The following is a 2,558-nucleotide window of genomic DNA, read 5'->3' as shown; positions in this document are numbered from 1 at the left end:
GACCTGCGCGATCTGGCACAACGACCACACCGGCCAACCCGTCATGCGCTCGCTGACCGCCTACGACCACTAACCCTTCGCATCAATCATCTAGCCGAGCTCTCCCGGACAGTTCGGGCCGCGCGCGCCGCGCCCCCGTCCCCGACCGGCCTGCCCGGGGCGGCCGAGCGGCCCGGGCCCGTCGCACGGCGCCGTCGTGCCGGCCGCCGGATCCGCTCCCCCGCCCGACCTGCGGAAGTGTCCTCGGCCTTGCGGCGCAGGGACCCTTCGTGGTCCCCCGCCCGCCCGAGGAACCCGGCCGGCGGAGTCCGGCCGCTCCCGCGCCGCTACGACTCCGGTGCCGGACCGGGCGGTCCGGCATGCCGGGGAAAGCGGTTGTCGATCTGTCAGCTGTGATCCTTATGCTGTGCTGCCGTGCCCTCGGTCCGACGACCGGCACCCGGGGGCGCGGGACCAGCCGCGGGCCCGGCACCACGCGGGCCCGCCTCGCTTCCCACAGGGAGAACGACATCACCATGCATTCCGGCGCCCGCCGCCGAATACTCACCGCCCTCGGCGCGACGGCGCTGCTGTCCGTCGGCAGCCTGGGATCGGCACAGGCCGCGCCCGGCCCGTCGTCGGCGCCCACCAAGAACGTCTCCTACCTGGGCCACGCGTTCACGGTGCCGGCCGACTGGCCGGTCATCGACCTGACGGCCGATCCGACGGCCTGCGTCCGCTTCGACCAGCACGCCGTCTACCTGGGCACCCCCGGCTCCCGCCAGGACTGCCCCGCGCACGTGGTGGGCCGGACCGAGGCCCTGGTCGTCCAGCCGGGTGCCGACGCCGTCCCGTCCGCCACGACCGTGTCGGAGCTCGACCGCGAGGTCCGCGCCACCGCTCCGGGCGTCACGGCCACCGGTGTGTACGGTGACGACCAGGCACTGGTCCGGACGATCCTCGCTTCGGCCGGGTTCCCCGCCGAGGCGGCGAAGAAGCCGGGGTCCGCCCGGACCGCCAAGCCGTCCTCCCCGATCGCCGGAGCCCCTGCCGCCGGGGCCCCGGCCGCCGAGTCCGCCGCTGCCGCACCGGCGGCACCCGCGGCCGCCCCGGCCCCGCTGCCGGCCGACGCGACCAGGTACACGGGCAAGGGCTTCGACGCCTGTACCGCGCCCGACTCCGCCGCGATGAGCGCCTGGCGCGCCAACTCGCCCTACCAGGCCGTCGGCATCTACATCGGCGGGGCCGCCCGCGGCTGCAGCCAGCCCAACCTGACGGCCTCCTGGGTGCAGCAGCAGTACAACGCCGGCTGGCGCTTCATGCCGGTGTACGTCGGCGTCCAGGCCTCGAAGATCACCTCGCCGGCCAGCCAGGGCACCGCCGCGGCCGACGACGCCGTCGCGCAGGCCACCGCCCTCGGTCTCGGCCGGGGCAACGTCCTGTACTACGACATGGAGTCCTACACCGTCGCGACGTACTCCGGCGCGGTGCAGCAGTTCCTGCACGCCTGGACCACCGAACTCCACGCGCTGGGCTACAACTCGGGCGTCTACAGCAGCGCCTCGACCGGCATCGCGGACGTGGTCGCCGCCGGTGCGAGCGGCAAGGGCTACGCCATGCCCGACGCGCTGTTCACCGCCCGGTGGAACGGTGCGGCGGACACCAACGACCCGGTGATCCCGAGCGCCGCCTGGGCCGGTCGCCAGCGGGTCCACCAGTACGACGGCAACGCCACCGAGACCTGGGGCGGCGTCAAGATCGACATCGACCGGGACTACCTCGACGTCCAGATCACCACCACGCCGAACGGTCGCCCGACCCAGCCGGGCATCTACCGCCCGAGCAACCAGACCTACGCGCTGGCCGACGGCGTCGGCAACGTCCTCAGCGCCGTGCCCTTCGGCTCGGCCAACGACGTTCCGCTGACGGGGCACTGGAGCGGTCCGGGCCGGGACACCATCGGCATCTACCGGCCGAGCGCCGCGACCTTCTACCTCACCAACGACAACGCGACCGTCGCCCTCGCCATCCCGTTCGGCGACATCGGCGACATCCCGCTGGTCGGCGACTGGACCGGCCAGGGCCGGGACACCATCGGCATCTACCGGCCGAGCGCCGCGACCTTCTACCTCACCAACGACAACGCGACCGTCGCCCTCGCCGTCCAGCTCGGCGACGTCGGTGACATCCCGATGGTCGGCAACTGGAGCGGCACCGGCAAGGACACCGTCGGCATCTACCGGCCGAGCGCGCACGGGTTCTACCTGAGCAACTCCAACACCTCGGTCGCCATCGACCACGCCGTCCCGTTCGGCAACACCGGTGACGTCCCGGTCAAGGGCGACTGGAACGGGAGCGGGACGGAGAAGGTCGGCGTCTACCGGCCGAGCTCGGCGACGTTCTACGGTGCCTTCCAGGACGCCGGCGCGCCGCTCTACAGCCTCCGCTTCGGCGAGGCCACCGACACCCCGCTCACCGGCCGCTGGTGAGCCGGCGGGGGGGGGGGGGGGGGCGCCCCCCCCCCCCCCGCCCCGGCGCAGGGCGTCGGGCCGCGGGTTGGCGGAGGTCGCCCCCGCCCC

1 protein-coding gene is annotated in these 2,558 nt (G+C 74.0%); it reads left to right on the top strand.

Going from position 1 to position 2,558, the window contains the following annotated elements; translation table 11 throughout:
- Positions 1-515: 515 nt before the first annotated feature.
- Entirely contained in the window at positions 516-2,468 is a 1,953-nt protein-coding gene (locus tag ACFXHB_RS21405; protein WP_380576179.1) for a DUF1906 domain-containing protein, read from the top strand.
- Positions 2,469-2,558 lie beyond the last annotated feature (90 nt).

Origin of the sequence: Kitasatospora sp. NPDC059327, from assembly GCF_042752535.1 — a bacterium.
Classification (GTDB): domain Bacteria; phylum Actinomycetota; class Actinomycetes; order Streptomycetales; family Streptomycetaceae; genus Kitasatospora.
This window is presented reverse-complemented; position numbering and strand designations above follow the sequence as displayed.

What these genes read in the sequence shown, in the direction of transcription:
- ACFXHB_RS21405 (WP_380576179.1), top strand. Translation starts at nt 516, where the DNA reads ATGCATTCCGGCGCCCGCCGCCGAATACTCACCGCCCTCGGCGCGACG.